Annotated in this window: 15 protein-coding genes; 11 read left to right on the top strand and 4 right to left on the bottom strand. The window is 65.9% G+C overall.

All coding sequences use genetic code 11. The features are described from left to right. Positions 1-134: 134 nt before the first annotated feature. Positions 135-1,289, top strand: coding sequence for a LysR substrate-binding domain-containing protein (locus AC1VVK_RS07050; protein WP_482904914.1), 1,155 nt, complete (start codon positions 135-137; stop codon positions 1,287-1,289). A gap of 28 nt (positions 1,290-1,317) precedes the next feature. Here AC1VVK_RS07050 and AC1VVK_RS07055 read toward each other — a convergent pair whose 3' ends face one another. Next, positions 1,318-2,658, bottom strand: a complete 1,341-nt coding sequence (locus AC1VVK_RS07055) for an MFS transporter (protein ID WP_482904915.1) — start codon at positions 2,656-2,658, stop codon at positions 1,318-1,320. Positions 2,659-2,713: 55 nt separating this feature from the next. Further along, positions 2,714-3,517, bottom strand: a complete 804-nt coding sequence (locus tag AC1VVK_RS07060) for a 2-keto-4-pentenoate hydratase (RefSeq protein ID WP_482904916.1) — start codon at positions 3,515-3,517, stop codon at positions 2,714-2,716. A 378-nt stretch (positions 3,518-3,895) separates the two neighbouring features. Here AC1VVK_RS07060 and AC1VVK_RS07065 point away from each other — a divergent pair, with 378 nt between their 5' ends. The 5 genes from AC1VVK_RS07065 to AC1VVK_RS07085 all read left to right on the top strand — a co-directional run bounded on the left by AC1VVK_RS07065 (position 3,896) and on the right by AC1VVK_RS07085 (position 9,527). Beyond that, entirely contained in the window at positions 3,896-4,915 is a 1,020-nt protein-coding gene (locus tag AC1VVK_RS07065; protein WP_482904917.1) for a LacI family DNA-binding transcriptional regulator, read from the top strand. Positions 4,916-5,071: 156 nt separating this feature from the next. After that, a complete protein-coding gene (kduI, locus tag AC1VVK_RS07070; RefSeq protein ID WP_132387332.1) occupies positions 5,072-5,908 on the top strand; it encodes a 5-dehydro-4-deoxy-D-glucuronate isomerase in 837 nt (278 codons plus the stop codon). Positions 5,909-6,116: 208 nt separating this feature from the next. After that, positions 6,117-6,872, top strand: a complete 756-nt coding sequence (gene kduD / locus AC1VVK_RS07075) for a 2-dehydro-3-deoxy-D-gluconate 5-dehydrogenase KduD (protein WP_482904918.1) — start codon at positions 6,117-6,119, stop codon at positions 6,870-6,872. A 14-nt stretch (positions 6,873-6,886) separates the two neighbouring features. Further along, complete coding sequence (locus AC1VVK_RS07080; RefSeq protein WP_482904919.1) at positions 6,887-7,897, top strand: sugar kinase; 1,011 nt, start codon at positions 6,887-6,889, stop codon at positions 7,895-7,897. 76 nt (positions 7,898-7,973) lie between these two features. Next, on the top strand, positions 7,974-9,527 hold the full coding sequence (locus tag AC1VVK_RS07085) for a carboxylesterase/lipase family protein (RefSeq protein WP_482904920.1): 1,554 nt from the start codon (positions 7,974-7,976) through the stop codon (positions 9,525-9,527). Positions 9,528-9,710: 183 nt separating this feature from the next. On the opposite strand, the gene AC1VVK_RS07090 is transcribed toward AC1VVK_RS07085, so the two are convergent. Continuing rightward, entirely contained in the window at positions 9,711-10,091 is a 381-nt protein-coding gene (locus AC1VVK_RS07090; protein ID WP_482905131.1) for a cupin domain-containing protein, read from the bottom strand. Between the two features lie 477 nt (positions 10,092-10,568). On the opposite strand from AC1VVK_RS07090, the gene AC1VVK_RS07095 reads away from it, so the two are divergent. The 5 genes from AC1VVK_RS07095 to AC1VVK_RS07115 are packed head-to-tail and all read left to right on the top strand — an operon-like array spanning position 10,569 to position 17,695. Next, positions 10,569-13,460 carry a TonB-dependent receptor gene (locus tag AC1VVK_RS07095; protein WP_482904921.1) on the top strand — a complete coding sequence of 964 codons (2,892 nt, stop codon included), beginning with the start codon at positions 10,569-10,571 and terminating at the stop codon, positions 13,458-13,460. A 58-nt stretch (positions 13,461-13,518) separates the two neighbouring features. Beyond that, positions 13,519-14,520: an alpha/beta hydrolase gene (locus AC1VVK_RS07100; RefSeq protein ID WP_482904922.1), complete on the top strand. Its 1,002-nt coding sequence runs from the start codon at positions 13,519-13,521 to the stop codon at positions 14,518-14,520. Between the two features lie 18 nt (positions 14,521-14,538). Beyond that, the gene (locus AC1VVK_RS07105) at positions 14,539-16,179 is read left to right on the top strand and encodes a family 43 glycosylhydrolase (RefSeq protein WP_482904923.1); all 1,641 of its coding nucleotides are present in this window, start codon (positions 14,539-14,541) and stop codon (positions 16,177-16,179) included. Beyond that, entirely contained in the window at positions 16,179-16,304 is a 126-nt protein-coding gene (locus AC1VVK_RS07110; protein ID WP_482904924.1) for a hypothetical protein, read from the top strand. The genes AC1VVK_RS07105 and AC1VVK_RS07110 overlap by 1 nt, the downstream gene beginning before the upstream one ends. Continuing rightward, positions 16,301-17,695, top strand: a complete 1,395-nt coding sequence (locus AC1VVK_RS07115) for a mannitol dehydrogenase family protein (protein WP_132387350.1) — start codon at positions 16,301-16,303, stop codon at positions 17,693-17,695. Before AC1VVK_RS07110 ends, AC1VVK_RS07115 begins: the two co-directional genes overlap by 4 nt. 6 nt (positions 17,696-17,701) lie before the next feature. Here AC1VVK_RS07115 and AC1VVK_RS07120 read toward each other — a convergent pair whose 3' ends face one another. Further along, positions 17,702-18,631, bottom strand: a complete 930-nt coding sequence (locus AC1VVK_RS07120) for a homoserine O-succinyltransferase (RefSeq protein WP_482904925.1) — start codon at positions 18,629-18,631, stop codon at positions 17,702-17,704. Positions 18,632-18,651 lie beyond the last annotated feature (20 nt).

Here is an 18,651-nt window from a genome sequence, read left to right on the forward strand (position 1 = left end):
GCTCTCCTTCGATCTTTGGATTCGGCCAGCGCGATCTGGCGGGCCGGTTCGGGCGATCCTGTCTTGGCCCTGCCCCTGTTCGAGGGGAAAGAGAAACTTTGGACACGTCATAGGATTTAGCTAAGAACGATGCCATGGATATCTGGAGTCTCAACCTTCGACACTTGCGAGCTGTCGCAAAAATCGCGGAATTGGGCACGGTCAATGCGGCTGCCCTGGCAGTTAATCTGAGTCAGCCGGCCATAACACAGGCGTTGGCCCGGCTCGAGTCGCAGATCGGCCTGCCGCTGTTCGAGCGCCGCCACGACGGCATGGTGCCCACCCGCGCCGGAGAGATCCTGGCCCCGCGCATCGATGCCGCGCTCGATCATGTGAACAGTCCGCACGTCACCATGTCGCGCCTGCGCGCGCTGCTGGCGCTGGTGGAGACCGGCTCTTACGCCGGGGCCGGGCAGGAAACCGGGCTGTCGCTCCCCTCGATTCACCGCGCGGTCAATGACTTGTCGCTGGCCCTGCGCCGCCCGCTGGTGGTGCGCCGGGGCAAGTTCGTCATCACCACCGAGGCGGGAACCCAACTCGCGCGCGAGTTCCGGCTTGCCAAAGTGGAACTGGAAGCAGGCCTGTCCGAAGTTGCCGCGCTGCGCGGGGTGGAGACGCGGCACATCGCGGTGGGCGCGATGCCGCTCTCCCGCGCGCGCGTCCTGCCTGCCGCCGTGGCGCGGTTTCTCGCGCGCCGTCCGCATGTGAAGCTGACCATCGTCGAAGGCTCGCGCGCCGAACTGGTGGAGCCGCTGCGCGGCGGCGTGCTGGACCTGATGGTGGGCGCGCTACGTGATCCGCTGATCGAGCCCGATCTGGTCCAGAGCCCGCTGTTCGAAGACCGGCCCGCCGTCTACGGCCGCAAGGGCCATCCGCTGGAGGGCACCGATCCCACCCCCGCCGACCTTGCCCGCTATCCCTTCACGCTGCCGCCGCTGGGCACGCCCCTGCGCGATTCCTTCGAGCGCTATTTCGAGGGGCACGGGCTGCCGCATCCCAAGGTCCCGGTGGAATCGGGTTCGGTGATGATGATCCGGCAAGTGATGATGGGCGGCGATTTCCTCACCGTGCTCTCACCCGATCAGGTGACGGTGGAACTGGAAGCAGGCTGGCTCTGCGAACTGGCGCGGCTGCCGGAGAACTTCACGCGCCTGATCGGCATGACCACTCGCGCCTCGCTGCGGCCGACCGAAGTGCAGGCCGAATTTATCGCCGATCTCGAATGGGCGGCGAAGCGAGTGAAGGACTGACCTTCACTCGCTTCTTCGTGGTTGCCTCTTAAACCCGCGCCGGAGCCAGCTTCGGACTCAGCAGATGCACCACCAGCAGCGCCGCCAGATAGGCGCTCGCGCAGATCGCGAAGAGCACTTCGTAGCTGTGCGTGGCATCGAGGATGTAGCCCGCGAACAGGGCCATGCCCATGCCGCCGAACGCACCCACGGTGCCGCCGATGCCGACCACCGACCCCACCGCGCCGCGCGGGAACATGTCCGACGGCAGGGTGTAGAGATTGGCCGAGAAAGCCTGATGCGCGGCAGTGGCAAGACCGATGATGAGCACGGCGGTCCAGACACTGTCGATCGACTGCGCGAACCAGATCGGCAGCACGCAGATCGCGCAGATCAGCATCGTCACCTTGCGGGCGAAGTTGGGCGTGCGCCCCGCCTTGATCAGCTTGGAGGACAGCCAGCCGCCGCCCACGCTGCCAAGGTCGGAAATCAGGTAGATCCCCGCCAGCGGCAGGCCGAAAGTCTTGAGATCGAGGTGATAACGCTCGAACAGGTAGCCCGGCAGCCAGAACAGGAAGAACCACCAGATCGGGTCGATCAGGAACTTGCCGAGCGCATAGGCCCAGGTTTCCTTGACGGTGAGCAGCCGGGTCCAGCCGATCTTCTCGACAGGGTCGGCCGGATCCTGCTGGATCCATGCCAGTTCGCCGGGGGTAACGCGGCCGTGCTCGCTGGGGTGGCGGTAGACAAGGTACCAGGCCCCGAGCCAGGCGATGCCGAAGATGCCGGTGACGAAGAAGGCCACACGCCAGTCGAACCACAGCACCAGCAGCGGCACCAGCAGCGGCGTGATGATCGCGCCGACATTGGCGCCGGCATTGAACAGGCCGATCGCGAAAGCGCGTTCCTTCTGCGGGAACCAGTCGGTCACCGCGCGGATGCCCGCCGGGAAATTGCCCGATTCGCCGATGCCAAGGCCGAAGCGCGCGGCGGCGAAGGAGACAATGCCGGTGGCAAAGCCGTGCGCCATGTGGCTCACCGTCCAGATGACGATGGCGATGGTATAACCCAGCCGCGCGCCCACCACGTCGACCACTTTGCCGAACGAGAGATAGCCGATGGCGTAGGCAAGTTGGAACCAGAAGACGATCCCGGCGAAATCGGATTCGCTCCAGTGGAACTCCGCCGCCAGCGTCGGCTTGAGCACGCCGATCATCTGGCGGTCGACATAATTGATCGCCGTTGCCGCGAAGAGCAGCGCCACGATCGTCCAGCGATAGCGGCCCGCGCCGGGGTGAAGGCCGACCGGGTCCGGCCTCAGGCCCGCGTGGCCTCCCACCGGTGGCGGCGCATGCTCACCCCCCGCCTGCCCTGCGATACCTGCATCCATTGATCCTGCTCCCATTTCGGCGGCGTTCTTTTCGTGCCTGCCGATCGCTATCTGCTCAGGCCGGCACCGCCGCGACGATTGTGCTGGCCACCGTTCCCTGTCCGGCGAAATGCGCAAGAACGCCCTGCCCCGGCACGACCGGATGAACCCCGGTAACCGCTCCGGTCGAAACCCAGGTGCCGCCGCTGCAATCGATCCCGCGCGCCGAAAGGTTGGCGAGCAGGAAGCGCACCGCACCCAGCGGCCCGTCGAGCATGGTGGCGGTAGTCGCCTCGCCGATCAAGGCGCCATCGATCTCGACCCGCACGGAAATCGCATTGAAATCCGCATCTTCCCAACCTTCGAGGACCGGGCCGATGACCATGCCGGCATTGTTGCCGAAATCCGAGATCGTCACCGGCGGGCCATCGGCATTGATGCCGGGATAGGGCGAACTGGCGATCTCGATGCCGATGTGCACCGCGTCGAGCACGGCAAGCGTACCCGCATCGTCGGCCGGAACCACGCCGTTCCAGCCGGGCGCGACATGCAGCAGGAACTCCGCCTCGGCAGCGGCGAAACCGTCTGCGAAGACGGGCATTTCCGGCGCTTCGCCAGCGAATGCCTCAACCACGCTGTCCGCGAAGATCGGCCCGGCCAGACGCTCGGCGCCCAGGCGCGCATCGTCCGGCGCGTTGATCTTGCCGACTTTCCAGCCGACCACCTCGCGCCCGTCGAACGCCAGCGCGGCGCCCTGGATCGCATAGGCCGCATCGAGATCGGAAGGCGCCTCGCCGGGATAGGTCGCCAGCGCGCGCTTTTCGCGCCGCGCGGTTACAAATGCCTCTGCGATCGATTTCGCCTGCTCGGTCAAACTCATCCCTCCACCTTCGTTCCGGCCATAGCCATCGTTTTCCGACCCCATATCCAATTGCTCGCATCGCTATCGGAAAATCGGGCTAAAGGAAACCGGTGTCATACGCAAATCCAAATAGGGTTTCCGGATCCTCACCCGGCCTGTCCTCACCAACGATGGATGCGGATGCCGGAAGGAATCCCCTGCGCCATCGGCAGGGTGATCTATCCGGGCTTTCCTGTTTTGGAAACCGGTGTCATCTTGCCTCCCGGTCAATCAGAAGGCAAGCAGATGGCGAAAAGGCCACTTGAGAACACGGAAGCAAGCGAGCAAGGGTCCATTCGGGGATCAGACTTGGCGTCTGGACCACAGTCTGAAACGCGGGTTGGGATGCCGAATGGAATGAAGCGCGACGCCAAGCCCACGATCAACGATGTCGCGCGCCTCTCCGGCGTTTCGAAAAAGACCGTCAGCCGGGTCATCAACAAGTCCCCCCTGCTCAACCAGACCACGCGGGAAAAGGTGGAGGCGGTCATTGCCGATCTGGGCTACGTGCCCAATCCGCAGGCCCGCGCCCTTGCCCTGCGCCGCAATTTCCTGATCGGCCTGATCCACGACAACCCGAACGCGCAGATGGTGCTGGGCGTGCAGGAGGGCATTCTCCAGACCATCCGCGATACCGAATTCGCGCTGGTGGTCCGCCCGGTGGACCGCCATTCGCCCACGCTGATGGAGGATATTCGCCACTTCATCGAACAGCAGCGACTCTATGGCGTGCTGCTGCTGCCGCCGATTTCGGAGAACGACGGGTTGGCGGAAGTCTGCCGCGACCTCGGCTGTACGCTGGTGCGCATGGGTTCGGCCCGGCTCGATGACGATGCCCACCTCGTGGCCTCGAACGACCGGCAGGCCGTGCGAGAGGCCGTGGCCTGGCTCGCCGGACTCGGCCATCGGCGCATCGGTTTCATCGCGGGTCCGGCGGGTTTCCGATCGGCCTTCGAACGCGAACAGGGCTTTATCGAGGGGCTGGCCGAGGCAGGCCTCGCACCCGACGCGGCGCTCGCCGTGCGCGGAGACTACAAGTTCGAATCGGGATACGAGGCCGGGCAGCGCCTGCTGGATGCCTCCCCCCGCCCCACCGCCGTCTTCTCCAGCAACGACGAGATGGCGGCCGGGCTGCTCCACGCCGCGCGCGAACGCGGGATCGACGTGCCGACCCAGCTTTCGATCATCGGCTTCGACGATACCGCCATCGCCGCGCATATCTGGCCGCCGCTCACCACCGTCCGCTGGCCGATCGTGCCGATGGCCGCCGCCGCCGCACACAAGCTGATCGATCCGGAAGGCGCGTTCACACGCCAGTCGCTGTTCCTTTCGGATCTCGTGCGCCGCGCTTCGGTCTCCGCGCCGGGCTCATCCTGAGCCGCTCCCGGCAAAAACCGCGTCAACCGGATTTTACCCACGCCAAAATGGTCTTCACTTGTCGTTGACACCGGTTACCAAAACCGGATAGGTCTTGACCAAACAGGAGGGAAATGTCCCTCTATACGGAACTGAATTCCAAACGGGAGAGCCATCGTGTTCTGCAAGACCTACCACGCCACCCATCCGGACATGATGGAGTGCGTCTCCAACGAGGAACTGCGCGACCGCTACCTCGTCACCGGCATGTTCGAGGACGGCAAGGTCAACCTCAACTATTCGCACAACGAACGCTTCGTGATCGGCGGCGCGGTGCCTTCGCAGGGCCCGCTCAAGCTGCCCGCACAGACCGTTCCCAAGAGCGCGGAAGGCAAGCCCTTCCTCGAACGCCGCGAAGCCGGCATCACCAACATCGGCGGCCCCGGTGCCATCACGGTGGATGGCCAGCGCTTCGAAGTGGGCAACAAGGAATGCCTCTACGTGCCGATGGGTTCGGACGAGGTGATCTTCGAGGGTGAGACCGCGCGGTTCTACATCGCCTCGGTCCCGGCGCATAAGGCCTGCCCGATCAAGCTGATCACGCTGGCCGAAGCCAACCCGCTGGCGCGCGGCGACCTTGCCAATTCGAACCAGCGCACGATCTACCAGCTCGTGATCCCCGGCGTGTGCGAGAGCGCGCAGCTGCTGCTCGGCCTCACCGTGCTGGAAGAAGGCTCGGTGTGGAACACCATGCCGCCGCACCTCCACGACCGCCGCAGCGAGATCTACCTCTACTTCGAACTGCCCGAAGAGAACGACCGCATCTTCCACTACATGGGCGAGCCCGAGCAGATGCGCCACATCGTGATCGCCAACGAAGAGGCCGTCATCAGCCCGCCGTGGTCGATCCACATGGGTTCGGGCACCAAGAAGTACGCGTTCATCTGGGCCATGGGCGGGGAAAACCTCGACTATACGGACATGAACGTGCTGGATATCTGCCAGCTTCAGTAGGAACGCGACCGCTTCAACCGCCCTTAATCCCTTCCGCCTCCGTTCGTCATTGCGAGGAGCGTAGCGACGAAGCAATCCAGAGCCGCGTAAACCGCCTCTGGATTGCTTCGCTGCGCTCGCAATGACGAAGCTGGGGAACCGAACGTCCGGGTTAAGGTCGCATAAGACCGATCTTTTTTGGTCGGCCAGATTGGGACAGGACAGACTTATGGCGATTTCCTTCAGCCTCGCAGGCAAGGCCGCGCTGGTGACCGGCGCGAACACTGGGATCGGGCAGGCCATTGCCGTGGCGCTTGCCGAAGCGGGCGCCGACGTCGCCCTCGCCGGCCGCAGCGAGCCCACCGAAACGGTTGCGCTTATCGAGGCAACCGGGCGCAAGTGCGTGAACATCAAGGCCGATCTTTCCTCGATCGAGCCCGTCCAGCGGGTGATCGACGAGGCAGTGGCCGGCCTCGGCAAAGTGGACATCCTCGTCAACAATGCCGGGATCATCCGCCGTGACGACTTGCTCCAGTTCTCCGAGGAAGACTGGGACGCGGTGATGGACACCAACCTCAAGACACTGTTCTTCCTCAGCCAGGCGGCCGCCAAGGGCATGGTCGAGCGTGGTGTCGGGAAGATCGTCAACATCGCCTCGCTGCTCACCTTCCAGGGCGGCATCCGCGTGCCGAGCTATGCGGCGGCAAAGTCGGGCGTAGGTGGCGTAACCAAGGCCATGGCCAACGAACTCGCGCCCAAGGGCGTGCAGGTCAACGCCATCGCGCCGGGGTATATCTCCACCAACAACACCGCCGCCCTGCAAGGCGACGAGACGCGCAACCGCCAGATTCTGGAGCGAATCCCGACCGGCCGATGGGGCGATCCCAAGGATATCGCCGGTGCTGCCGTGTTCCTTGCCTCACCCGCGTCTGATTATGTAACAGGCCACGTGCTCGCCGTGGACGGCGGGTGGCTCGCGCGCTGAGGAATTTCTAGACTATGACTGGCCACGTTACCTGTTTCGGCGAAGTGTTGATCCGTTTCGCTACCCATGACGCACGGCTGGTCGTCCAGTCCGACTCGCTCGACATGGTCGTCGGCGGGGCGGAAGCCAATGTCGCCTCGGGGCTGGCCTCGCTGGGCCACGAGGTCCGCATGGTCTCGCGCCTGCCCGCCAACCCGCTGGGCGACAAGGCCCGTGCGGCCTTGGGCGCGGCGGGTGTCGGGCTTTCCGGCGTTACCACCGGGCCGGGCCGCATGGGGCTCTATTTCCTCGAAACCGGCGCCGGGCTGCGGCCTTCGGCCATCACCTACGACCGCGCGGGCAGCGCCTTTGCGCAGTCCTCGGTGGAGGACTTCGATCTGGCCGCCGCGCTGAACGGCGCGAAGCTGCTGCACCTTTCCGGTATTACGCCGGCGCTCGGGCCGGGCGGCGTGGAACTCGCCAAGGTGGCGGTCCGCGCGGCGCAGGCAGCGGGCGTGCCGATCTGCTTCGACGGCAATTACCGCGCGTTGCTCTGGGAAAGCTGGGACAGCGATCCCTGCACCGTGCTGAACGAACTGGTCGGCGCGGCCACGGTGATGATCGGCAACCACCGCGACATCTCGCTGCTGCTGGGCAAGACGTTCTCCGGCGATGGCTCCGACCGCCGCCGCGAGGCTGCCGAGGCCGCCTTCGCCGCGTTCCCGAACCTGCAAGTGATCGCCTCGACCGCGCGGCACGTGGTCAATGCGGGTCACCACCGCATCGCCGCCCGCGTCGACGGGCGCGATGACGCGGTGCAGACTGCCGAGGCCGACGTGACCGACATTGTCGATCGCATCGGCACCGGCGATGCCTTCGCGGCGGGCGTGCTGCACCAGTGGCTGGAAGGCGGCGACCTTGCCGCCATGGCACACGCCGGGCTGGCCTACACCGTGCTCAAGCATTCGCTGCACGGCGATATGAGCCTGATCGGCAAGGCGGAACTGGAAGCGTTCTCGATCGCCGGAGGCGACGTAAGACGCTGATTTTCTGAAATAAGAACGACCTGCTGAAACACCGCCCGGATGGCATCCGGGACGGCGGCGGGCGAGGGGGAACAGCATGATCGATACCGCAATCACCCGCCGAACCCTCGTAAAGTCCGCCGCAGTCCTCGCCGCCACCCCTGCCCCGCTTTTCGCGCGATCCCCGGCCGCTCCGGCCGTTGGCCGCTATCTCGGCCTCACCGAACAGGGCGTGCAGGCCTTCAAGGGCATCCGCTACGGCCGCGCCGAGCGCTTTGCCCGCCCGGTGGCCGAGCCCTGGACCGGCCCGCGCACCGAAGTGCGAAAGTTCGCCCCGATCTGCCCGCAACGCGGCCTCGACAGCGAGGCACAGTCCGAAGACTGCCTCTTCCTCAACGTCTGGACGCCCGAAGCGAACCCCGCCGCGAAACGCGCGGTCATGGTCTATTTCCACGGCGGCGCTTACACGACCGGCTCGGTCACCGATCCCCTCACCCACGGCGCCCGGCTGGCGGCGCAGGGCGACGTGGTGGTCGTCACCGTCAACCACCGCCTCAATGCGCTGGGCTACGCATGGCTGAAATCCTTCGGCGCGCGCTATGCGGACAGCGGCAACCTTGGCCAGCTCGACCTGATCCTCGCGCTGCAATGGGTGCGCGATCACATCGCCCAATTCGGCGGAGATCCGGCGCGGGTCATGGTCTTCGGCCAGTCCGGCGGCGGCGCCAAGATCGCCACGCTCATGGCCATGCCCGCCGCCAAGGGCCTGTTCCACTCCGCCGCCACCATGAGCGGCCAGCAGGTGCAGGCCAGCGGCCCGATGCACGCATGGGCGCGCACCCAGGCGCTGATGGCCGCGCTCAAGCTCGCGCCTGGCGATGTCGAGGGCCTGCGCGCCCTGCCCATCGAACGGCTGGTCGAGGGCCTCGCTGCTACCGATCCGGTGATGGGCAGTGGCCCCGCTTACTTCGGCCCGGTGCTCGACATGACCAACCTGCCGCGCCATCCGTTCTGGCCCGACGCCGCGCCGCAATCGCTCTCGGTGCCGATGATCCTTGGCAACACCCATGAGGAAACCCGCAATTTCCTCGATCCGCGCGGGTCCCGGCTCAAGGGCCTCGACTGGACTAACCTGGCCGAGCGCATGGGCCGCGAGGTCAAGATCGACCTCGATCCGCAATGGGTGGTGGACCAGTACCGCGCCCGCGAGCCGGGCTGGACGCCGGAGCAGGTCTTCTACGCCGCCACGACTGCCGGGCGCTCATGGCCGGGGCAAGTGATCGAGGCCGACGAACGCGCCAAAGCGGGCGCGCAGGCAACGTGGGTCTATCAGCTTGAACGCCCCTCCCCGCTCGATCCGCTGCGGGGCGCGGCGCATACGGACGATATTCCCTATATCTTCGGCACGCTCGACGCGGCGGGCAGTTTTTCGGGCACGGACGCCGGCGCACAGGCCCTGAGCAAGGCGATGATGGGGGCGTTCACCGGCCTCGCCAAGACCGGACGGCCGGGGATTGCGGACTGGGCGAACTACGCCCTGCCCGCCCGCGCGACGATGGTGTTCGGGGACGCGGTGCGCATGGAAAACGACCCGCGCGGCTGGCAGCGCGAATTGTGGGCAACGGCGCCTTACGTCCAGCCGGGCACCTGAAGCCCGTTCTTTCCGCCACAGTCTCCCCACTCACCTCGTCGCCCCCGCGAAGGCGGGGGCCCCGCTTTTCTTCGCAACGTCGAGGCCATGCGCACCGTTCAAGAAGCGGGATCCCCGCCTTCGCGGGGATGACGGGTCTTTCGATTGTCGGGTTGGCGGGCCCGAATTGCGGGTGAAACCGATCTACTTTCCGTTGGACTCTACCGGATTGGGATAGGCCACGATCAGCGACAGCGGCGCATCGCCCTTTTGCCAGATCCCCACGACGGCGCCGTTGTAGAGATAGGCCGTCATGCCCGCCCTGAGCATGGCGCGTTTCCCGTCGGACACCACTTCGCCCTCGCCCGAGAGCACGTAGTAGACTTCGTCGTGCGCGATCGGAAGCTCGCCGATCGCCGCCCCCTTGTGGAGCACGCGGCGGCGGAACTCCATCGCGCGCGGAGCCGGTGCGGCATCGGAGATGCGATAGGCGGTGCTCATGCCGATGGACCCGTGCGGCGGCGCCTCCTCGCGCACGGTGTCCTGCTCGTCGATCACGGCCATCGGCGGGGCGGAAGCGGCCATCAGCAGCAGCCCCGCGATCACCGGGCCGGCCTTTCCCGCACGGGACCGGCAGCGTTGATTCGTCTGCCCTCGCCGCCATTCACCCGATTACCGGCCCGCGCGAAAATAGCGCGAGGCGCGGGAAAAATCGACAAGGATGCGCGCGGAAAACCGCTGAACTGCTGGGGATTGTTCACTGTGCATCTCCCGTTCGCACTGGTTCTTGACAGGGTGGGGTCCCTGCGCTCATAACTCATGACACCGGTTACCAAGTCCGGCAAGAAAGAACTGGGTGCTGGCCGGATGCTGTCCTGAAGGACATGGCGGCCGCCCCGGAATGCGTCCATGTGACGCAGGGAGCAGAATGCCGGAGAAAGGGTGCGCGCTATTCGTGCGATCCCCATTGACACCGGTATCACCAGGACTGAAAAAGGTCTCGCAGGGGACCCGGGAAGTCCGCGTTGAAAAAGGCCGCAAAGGCCGTGAGGGGGAGTGATCATGCGCCTGAACAATTCCAGGGTTCATGCTTCGAGGATTTCGCTACTGAAGATCGCACTGGTGGCCGGGAGCGCACTGGCGCTGCCACAGCTGGCCTTCGCGCAAGACGCCGCACCGCAGGATGCCGCGCCGCAGGCCGCCGAAGCCACTCCGAACGCCGAAGACATCATCGTCACCGGCTACCGGCAGTCGCTTCAGGCCGCGCTCAACCTGAAGCGCGATTCGGTCAGCTCGGTCGATGCCATCGTCGCTGAAGACATGGCCAAGTTCCCCGACCAGAACCTTGCCGAATCGCTGCAGCGCATCCCCGGCATCTCGATCCAGCGCGACGGCGGCGAAGGCCGCGCGATCACGGTGCGCGGCCTTGGCGCGCAGTTCACGCGCGTCCGCGTGAACGGGCTGGAAACGATCGCCACCAGCTCGGACGGCGCGTCCGCCAACCGTGACCGCGCCTTCGATTTCAACGTCTTCGCGTCCGAGCTGTTCACCAGCATCGTCGTCCACAAGACCGCCGAAGCCAGCCTCGACGAAGGTTCGCTAGGCGCGGTGGTGGATCTCAACACCGGCAACCCGATGGCGGGCAAGACCGGCCTTTCCGCCGTGCTCAACGTGCAGGGTTCGTACAACGACCTGTCCAACAACGTCGGCCCGCGCATCGCCGGCCTGGTGTCGTGGAAGAACGATGCCGGCACCCTGGGGATCGCCGTTTCGGGCGCCTATTCGCATACCAATACGCTGGAAGTCGGCAACAATTCGGTGCGCTGGGCGCAAGCCTATTACAACTCGGTGGACGGCACGCCCTGCTTCTATTCGGTCCCCGGCGCGACTGGCGGAAACCCGGTCAGCACCGGCGGTTCCTATCGTCCCTCGGCCGCGTGCGACGCCGCCTCGCTGGCGTTCCACGCCCGCATCCCGCGCTACGGCGTGGTTGAGCATGACCGCAAGCGCCTTGGTTTGACCGGCTCGATCCAGTTCGAACCGACCGACAAGACCAAGATTTCGCTCGACGGCCTCTATTCCAAGTTCAAGGAAGAGCGCGCCGAACAGTGGCTGGAAGTGCTCGCCCGCTCGAACGAACGCGGCTTCGACCTCGTCAACCCGACCTATGACGACAACGGCAACATGGTCAGCGGCACGTACGACAACGCCTATGTCCGCACCGAAAGCTACCTGCGCAAGTCGAGCACCGAATTCTACCAGATCGGCGCGACCTGGGATCAGGAAATCACCGACAAGTTCCGGATCACCGCGCTGGGCGGCCTGTCGCAGTCGAACGCCGATATCCCGGTCGAGACGACGATCGCCTACGACGCCAAGAACGCCGACGGCTTCAACTTCGACTATTCGAACATGAAGACGCCGGTACTCAACTACGGCATCGACGTGACCAATCCGGCGACCTTCCAGCTCGCAGAAATCCGCGACCGTCCCTCCTACGTCAAGAACCGCTTCAAGACCGCGCAGCTGCGCAGCGAATGGGACGTGACGGACGGCTTCACGGTCAAGACCGGCGCGGTCTGGCGCCGCTACAACTTCCGCACCCAACTCTTCGCGCGCGACACCGTGGCCTGCAACGGCAACGGCCCCGACCTGATCCTGGGCACGACGACCTGTTCCTCCAGCGTCTATGGCCTGCCAGTGACGTCGGACATCTCGCAGCTGGTGAAGCTGGGCGATGCCGGACAGCCCAGCGGCACCACCAGTTCGTGGCTGGTCGGGAACATCCCCGCCGCCGCCGACTATACCAACCTTTACGACCGCACCGCCGTCGAGGATCTGGGCAGCAACCGCCGCGTGCAGGAAACCACTTCGGGCGGCTATCTCCAGTTCGACGTGAAGGGCGAGATCTTCGGCCTGCGCTACGCCGGCAACGCGGGCATGCGCTATGCCCACACTGACCAGAAGTCGACCGGCTACACCGCCGGCATCGCGGGCACTGTCGAGCGGACGTACGACGACTGGCTGCCGGCAATGAACATCGCGTTCTATCCGCGGCATGACGTGATCGTGCGCGGCGCCATCGCCAAGGTCATCACCCGCCCTGCACTCAGCAACCTCAATCCCGGCGGATCGGTCGACGGCTTCAACTACAAGGTCACTTACGGCAACCCGTTCCTCGATCCCTATCGGGCGACCAACTTCGACGCCTCGGTCGAATGGTACTTCGCCCCCGGCGCGCTGTTCTCGGTGGCGGGCTTCGTCAAGAAGATCGAAAGCTTCCCGGTCGCCGGAACTTATGTTGCCACGCTGCCGCAGCTCGGCCTCGACAAGTCAGTGCTGCTGCCCAGCTCTCCGGCCTACATCAACTACGATCCCAATCAGGAATACGTGGTGTCCTCGCAGGTCAACGGCACCGGCGCGACGCTGAAGGGCGTGGAAATCGCGCTGCAACTGCCGTTCACGTTCCTGCCCGGCATTCTCAGCCACACCGGCTTCCAGGGCAACGCCACCTTCATCGACAGCAATGCCGACTACACGATCACCGGCCCGGCCACTTCGGCCTGTACCCGCAACCCCAAGACCGGCGTCTGCGCGCTCACCGGCGTCTCGGCGGTCTACAACCAGACGCTGCTCGGCGTATCGAAGCGGGCCTGGAACGCCACGCTGTACTATGACGACGGCAAGTTCAGCATCCGTGGCTCGGTGAGCTATCGCGGGCCCTTCGTCGATGCCACCAGCGGCACCGGCAATATCTTCGAGGGCTACGGTTCGTACACCAGCGTCGATGCCGCGGTTCGCTACCAGGCGACGGACTGGCTGGAACTGTCGATCGACGGCTCCAACCTGACCGACGAATATCGCTACCGCTTCACCGACGTCTATGCGGAGCGCAACTACGAGAACAACCACTTCGGGCGCACCATCATGTTCGGGGCTCGGGTCAAGTACTGACCTCTCTCCAAAACCTGAAACACCTTGAATACCTGAGATAAAATGGGAGAGTGCCGCCATGACCATCGACCGTAGATCGTTCGTGGCGGCCTCTCTCGTTACGGGGCTGCTGGCCGGAGAAACCGCCTTCGCGCAGACACCTCCACCGGGGATAGGGGGAAGCCGTTCAACGGCCCTGCCCGACCCGACCGAGACCATCGACCTCTGGCCCAAAGGCGTGCCGGGCATGCCCGCCACACCGCCGGTGGAAACCGTCGACGATCGTTCCACCCAGGCCCACATCCCCGACCGCGCCGTCCACGGCACAGTCCGTCCGCGCATGGTCGTGTTCCGTCCCGATCGCCCCAATGGCGCCGCCGTGCTGCTGACGCCGGGCGGCGGCTACCAGCGGGTGGTGATCGACAAGGAAGGCTACGAGATGGCGCGCTGGCTTACCGCGCGCGGCTTCACCGCTTTCGTCCTGTTTTACCGCCTGCCCGGCGAAGGCTGGGCCAATCGCCCGGACACCCCGCTCGCCGATGCCCAGCGCGCCATGCGGCTGATCCGCCGCCGCGCGAAGGACTTCTCGCTCGATCCCGAGCGCGTTGCCGCCATGGGCTTTTCCGCCGGCGGCCATGTCTGCGCCAGCCTTTCCACGCGCTTCGCCGCGACGGTCTACACACCCGTCGACGAGGCGGACCGCCTGTCCGCGCGCCCGTTCTGCGCCGCGCCGATCTATCCGGTGGTCTCTATGGACCCCGCCATCGCCCATGCCGGATCGCGCGACCTGCTGCTTGGCCCTTCGCCCAGCGCCGCGCTCGAAGCCGCGCATTCGCCCGAGCGCAATGTGCCTGCCGATGCCCCGCCGCACTGGCTGCTCCATGCCGAGGACGACACCACCGTCCCCGTGGAGAACACCGTCCGCCTGCGCGCGGCGCTGAAAGCACGCGGCATCGCGGTGGAGACCCATCTCTTCGAGCACGGCGGCCACGGCTTCGGCCTGCGCGGCGCCGTGGGCAAGCCGGTGGAAGTCTGGCCCGAGCTGTGGCGCGCCTGGGCGCGCACCAAGGGCCTTGGATAAGACGGCCCGGCTGACGGAATGACGATGGACAGACGTGACGCATTGAAAGCCGCCCTCATCGGCGGCGTGGGACTGACGGCAGGCGGGCTTCAGGGGGAAGCCGCTGCCGCCAGGGAGCCCGGGGCGGGCTATCCTCCTCTCCAGCCTGCCCCGGCTCCCGCACGCTGGCGTCGCGGGTTCGACAACCAGCGCATGTCCGACCTCGGCAACGGCACGATGCTCAACCCGGTGATCTCGGGCGACCGGCCCGACCCGGCGGTGCTGAAGGACGGGGAGGACTATTACCTCACCTTCTCCAGCTTCGATTCCTATCCGGGCCTGACGATCTGGCACAGCCGCGATCTGGTGAACTGGCAGCCGCGCAAACCGGCGCTCACCCGCAATATCGGCTCGGTCTGGGCGGTCAGCCTCGAAAAGCACAAGGGCCGCTACTTCCTCTACATTCCGGTCAAGGCCGATCCCAACGAGATCTACGTGATCTGGGCCGATCACATCGACGGCCCGTGGAGCGATCCGAAACCGCTGGGCCTCCACGACCACATCGACCCCTGCCATGCCGTGGGCGAAGACGGTTCGCGCTGGCTGTTCCTCTCGGGCGGAGACCGCGTGCGGCTGACCGACGACGGCCTCTCGCTCGCGGGCAAGGTCGAGCATGTCTACGATCCGTGGCACTATCCGGACGAGTGGGATGTCGAGGGTTTCTCGCCCGAAGGCCCCAAGATCCACCGTCACGGGGACTGGTTCTACATGCTCACCGCCGTCGGCGGCACGGCCGGTCCGCCGACCGGGCACATGGTGATCGCCGCCCGCGCCCGCTCGATCCACGGGCCGTGGGAACAGCACCCCGGCAACCCGTTGGTGCGCACCGAAAACCAGTCCGAAGCATGGTGGTCGCGCGGGCATGCCTCGCTGGTGGAGGGGCCGGACAAGCGCTGGTACGCGCTCTACCACGGGTTCGAGAACGGCTTCTGGACACTCGGCCGTCAGTGCCTGCTCGACACGATCGAGTGGACGCCGGACGGCTGGTTCCGGATGACCGGCGGCGATCTTTCGAAGCCGCTGCCGATCCCGAAGGTCGCCAATCCGCTGCCGCATGGCATGCCGCTTTCCGACGATTTCTCGAAGCCGCTGGCGATGGGCTCGAAGTGGTCGTTCTTCCGCCCCGCGCCCGATGAGGCCAGCCGCGTGCGGGTTTCCGGCGGGGCGCTGCACTTGGCCGGCAAGGGCCTTGCCCCCTCCTCGGGATCGCCGCTGCTGCTGATCGCGGGCGACACAAGCTACCAGTTCGAATGCGATATCGAGATCCCGGCAGGCGGGACGGCCGGGCTCGTGCTGTTCTACGACGACAAGCTCTACGCCGGGCTCGGCTTCGACGAGGGCCGCTTCGTCACCCACCAATACGGCATGGAGCGCGGCCGCCCCGCCAACCCGCATGGCCGCCGCATGAAAATGCGTGTGACCAACCGCCGCCATATCGTTTCGTACCATACCTCGGGCGACGGCGGCGCAACGTGGAAGCGATTTGACCGGGGGATGGAAGTCTCGGGATACCACCACAATGTCCGTGGGGGGTTCCTCATGCTACGTCCGGGGCTATATGCTGCGGGAGAAGGCGAAGCCACTTTCCGCGATTTCAGATTCACTGCCCTGGATGACTGATGCATCTCCGCCCCTTGGCCGACTCACTGGCCCGCACGTTGGACCTCCACGCCGACCGCCTGCTCCCCGCCGGGCAGGCGCACGTTCCGGCCTGTAACCACGCCGGCAAGGGCTTTCGCCCGTGAGGCTTTCCAGCGAAACGCTCTCCCGCCTGTCCGACTCCGTCGCCCGGCCCGGCTATGACCGCAAGGCGCAGGCGGCCGGCATCGTCCATTTCGGCATGGGCGCTTTCCACCGCGCGCATCAGGCTTGGTACACCGACCGGGCGATGGCCGCGGGCGACCGCGACTGGGGCATCGTCGGCGTTTCGCTGCGCTCCGCCAATGTCGCGCGCCAGCTCAATCCGCAGGACGGGCTCTACACGCTCACCGAATGCTCGGCCGAGCGCAACCGGATGCGGGTGATCGGCTCGGTCCAGCGGGTGATCGTCGCCAGCGAGGATGCCGAAGCGGTGATCGCCGCCCTCGCCGCGCCGGAAACGCGGATCGTCACCTTCACCATCACGGAAAAGGGCTATTGCCGCGCCGCCGACGGATCGCTCGATCCCTTCCTGGCGCACCATGGCAGCATCTATGCCTTCCTCGAACAGGGGCTGCGCCGCCGCCGTGCGCAAGGCCTGCCCGGCCTGACCCTGCTTTCGTGCGACAATCTTGCCCTCAACGGCCGCCAGCTTGAGCGGCTGATGGGCGAATATCTCGCCCGCCACGATCCCGAACTCGGCGCATGGGTCGCGGCCGAGTGCACGTTCCCCTGCGCGATGATCGACCGCATCGTGCCTGCCACCACTGCCGCAGACCGCAAGATGGTGGCGACGCTCGCCCGCCTCGACGATGACGGCGCGGTGATGACGGAGCCCTTCACGCAGTGGGTGATCGAGGACAAGTTCGCCGGCCCCCGCCCCGCGTGGGAGAAAGTGGGCGCCGAACTGGTATCCGACGTCGCGCCTTACGAGGCGGCCAAGCTGCGCATGCTCAACGGCGCGCACTCGGCGCTGGCCTATCTCGGGCTCGAACACGGGCACGCCTTCGTCCATCAGGCGGTGGGCAACCCGGCGATCCGGCCGCTGATCGAGCAGATCATGCATGTCGAAGCCCAGCCGACGATCAAGGCCGCCCCGGCGCAGGACCTTCAGGCCTATGCCGACGCCCTGCTCGCGCGTTTCGCCAATCCGGCGCTGCAACACCGGCTGATCCAGATCGCCATGGACGGCAGCCAGAAGATCCCGCAGCGCTGGCTGGAAACGCTTGCAGCCAATCAGGCGAAAGGCAAGCAGTGCCCGGCGATCCTGACCGCGCTGGCCGCCTGGCTGCGCCACGTGCGCGGCGACAATTCCGCCAAGTGGGGCCCGGTGGACGATCCCATGGCCGTGCGCCTTGCCGACATCTGGCGCGAACAGGGCGTCAGCGGCACCCCGCGCGCACTGTTCGGCGAAGGCGGCCTGTTCGCGAAGACATGGACCGCCGGCGAGACCGATTTCAAGGCCCTGGCCGAGCGCCTCGCACGGGCGAACGCCTGAGCATCGCTAGGCCAGAACAGCCTGACCTTCGGCCGCCAGACCGGCGACAAGGTCGAAGGGCGTGGTCTGGTAGATCTCGTTGATCCAGTTCGCGAACAGCAGGTGCGCGTGGCTGCGCCAGCGATTCTTCGGCTCCCGCGTGGGATCATCGGCCGGAAAATAGCCTGCGGGAAGCTGGGCCGAACCGTCGCGGTGATACTCACCCGCAAGCGTGTCGCTGTCATATTCCAGATGATTGAACATGTGCAGCGCGCCATGGGCCCGATCGTCGACGAGACCGGCCCCGGTTTCCGCGCTGTCGGCCAGAACTTGCAGGTCCTGCACCTCTGCCAGGGTCGATGAGCATATCTCCGTCCAGCGCGACACGGGAATGTCGAACGTGTCCGAAAAGCCGCGAAGATAGGGCGAAGTGGGCGCGAGATTGCGGTGCTCGAACACGCCGAAGGCCTTGCGCGGCAGATTGTGCTTCGGCACCCCGTGGAAATGGAAAAGCGCGGCCTGGGCGGCCCAGCAGATCGTGAAGCAGCGATGGACGTGCGTCTGCGTCCAGTCGAAGATCGCGCGCAGCTCGGGCCAATAGGCCACCTCTTCGAACGGCATGCGCTCGACCGGCGCGCCGGTGATGATGAAGCCGTCGAACCGCTCGGTCCGCACCTCGCTCCATGGCCGGTAGAAGGCTGCCATGTGATCGGCCGAAGTGTTGCGGGAAACGTGATCGGTGATCCGCACCAGCGTCAATTCGATCTGAAGCGGCGTTGCCCCCAGCAGCCGGGCCAATTGGGTTTCCGTGCTGATCTTGTCCGGCATGAGGTTGAGCAACCCGATCCGCAAGGGCCGGATATCCTGACGCACCGCGTCGGTCTCTCCCATGACGCGCACGCCCTCTGCCTCCAGGACATGGCGAGCGGGGAGTTGATCGGGTATCTTAATCGGCACGGCGCGTCTCTTCCGCTTAC

This window comes from Novosphingobium sp. BL-S-32 (genome assembly GCF_056857055.1).

Coding starts and splice junctions, on each gene's coding strand:
- kduD (WP_482904918.1), top strand. CDS start 6,117: ATGGCGATTTCCTTCAGCCTCGCAGGCAAGGCCGCGCTGGTGACCGGC.
- AC1VVK_RS07105 (WP_482904923.1), top strand. CDS start 14,539: ATGACGATGGACAGACGTGACGCATTGAAAGCCGCCCTCATCGGCGGC.
- AC1VVK_RS07080 (WP_482904919.1), top strand. CDS start 6,887: ATGACTGGCCACGTTACCTGTTTCGGCGAAGTGTTGATCCGTTTCGCT.
- AC1VVK_RS07050 (WP_482904914.1), top strand. CDS start 135: ATGGATATCTGGAGTCTCAACCTTCGACACTTGCGAGCTGTCGCAAAA.
- AC1VVK_RS07110 (WP_482904924.1), top strand. CDS start 16,179: ATGCATCTCCGCCCCTTGGCCGACTCACTGGCCCGCACGTTGGACCTC.
- AC1VVK_RS07100 (WP_482904922.1), top strand. CDS start 13,519: ATGACCATCGACCGTAGATCGTTCGTGGCGGCCTCTCTCGTTACGGGG.
- AC1VVK_RS07065 (WP_482904917.1), top strand. CDS start 3,896: ATGAAGCGCGACGCCAAGCCCACGATCAACGATGTCGCGCGCCTCTCC.
- AC1VVK_RS07090 (WP_482905131.1), bottom strand. CDS start 10,091: ATGGCCGCTTCCGCCCCGCCGATGGCCGTGATCGACGAGCAGGACACC.
- AC1VVK_RS07055 (WP_482904915.1), bottom strand. CDS start 2,658: ATGGATGCAGGTATCGCAGGGCAGGCGGGGGGTGAGCATGCGCCGCCA.
- AC1VVK_RS07060 (WP_482904916.1), bottom strand. CDS start 3,517: ATGAGTTTGACCGAGCAGGCGAAATCGATCGCAGAGGCATTTGTAACC.
- AC1VVK_RS07085 (WP_482904920.1), top strand. CDS start 7,974: ATGATCGATACCGCAATCACCCGCCGAACCCTCGTAAAGTCCGCCGCA.
- AC1VVK_RS07095 (WP_482904921.1), top strand. CDS start 10,569: ATGCGCCTGAACAATTCCAGGGTTCATGCTTCGAGGATTTCGCTACTG.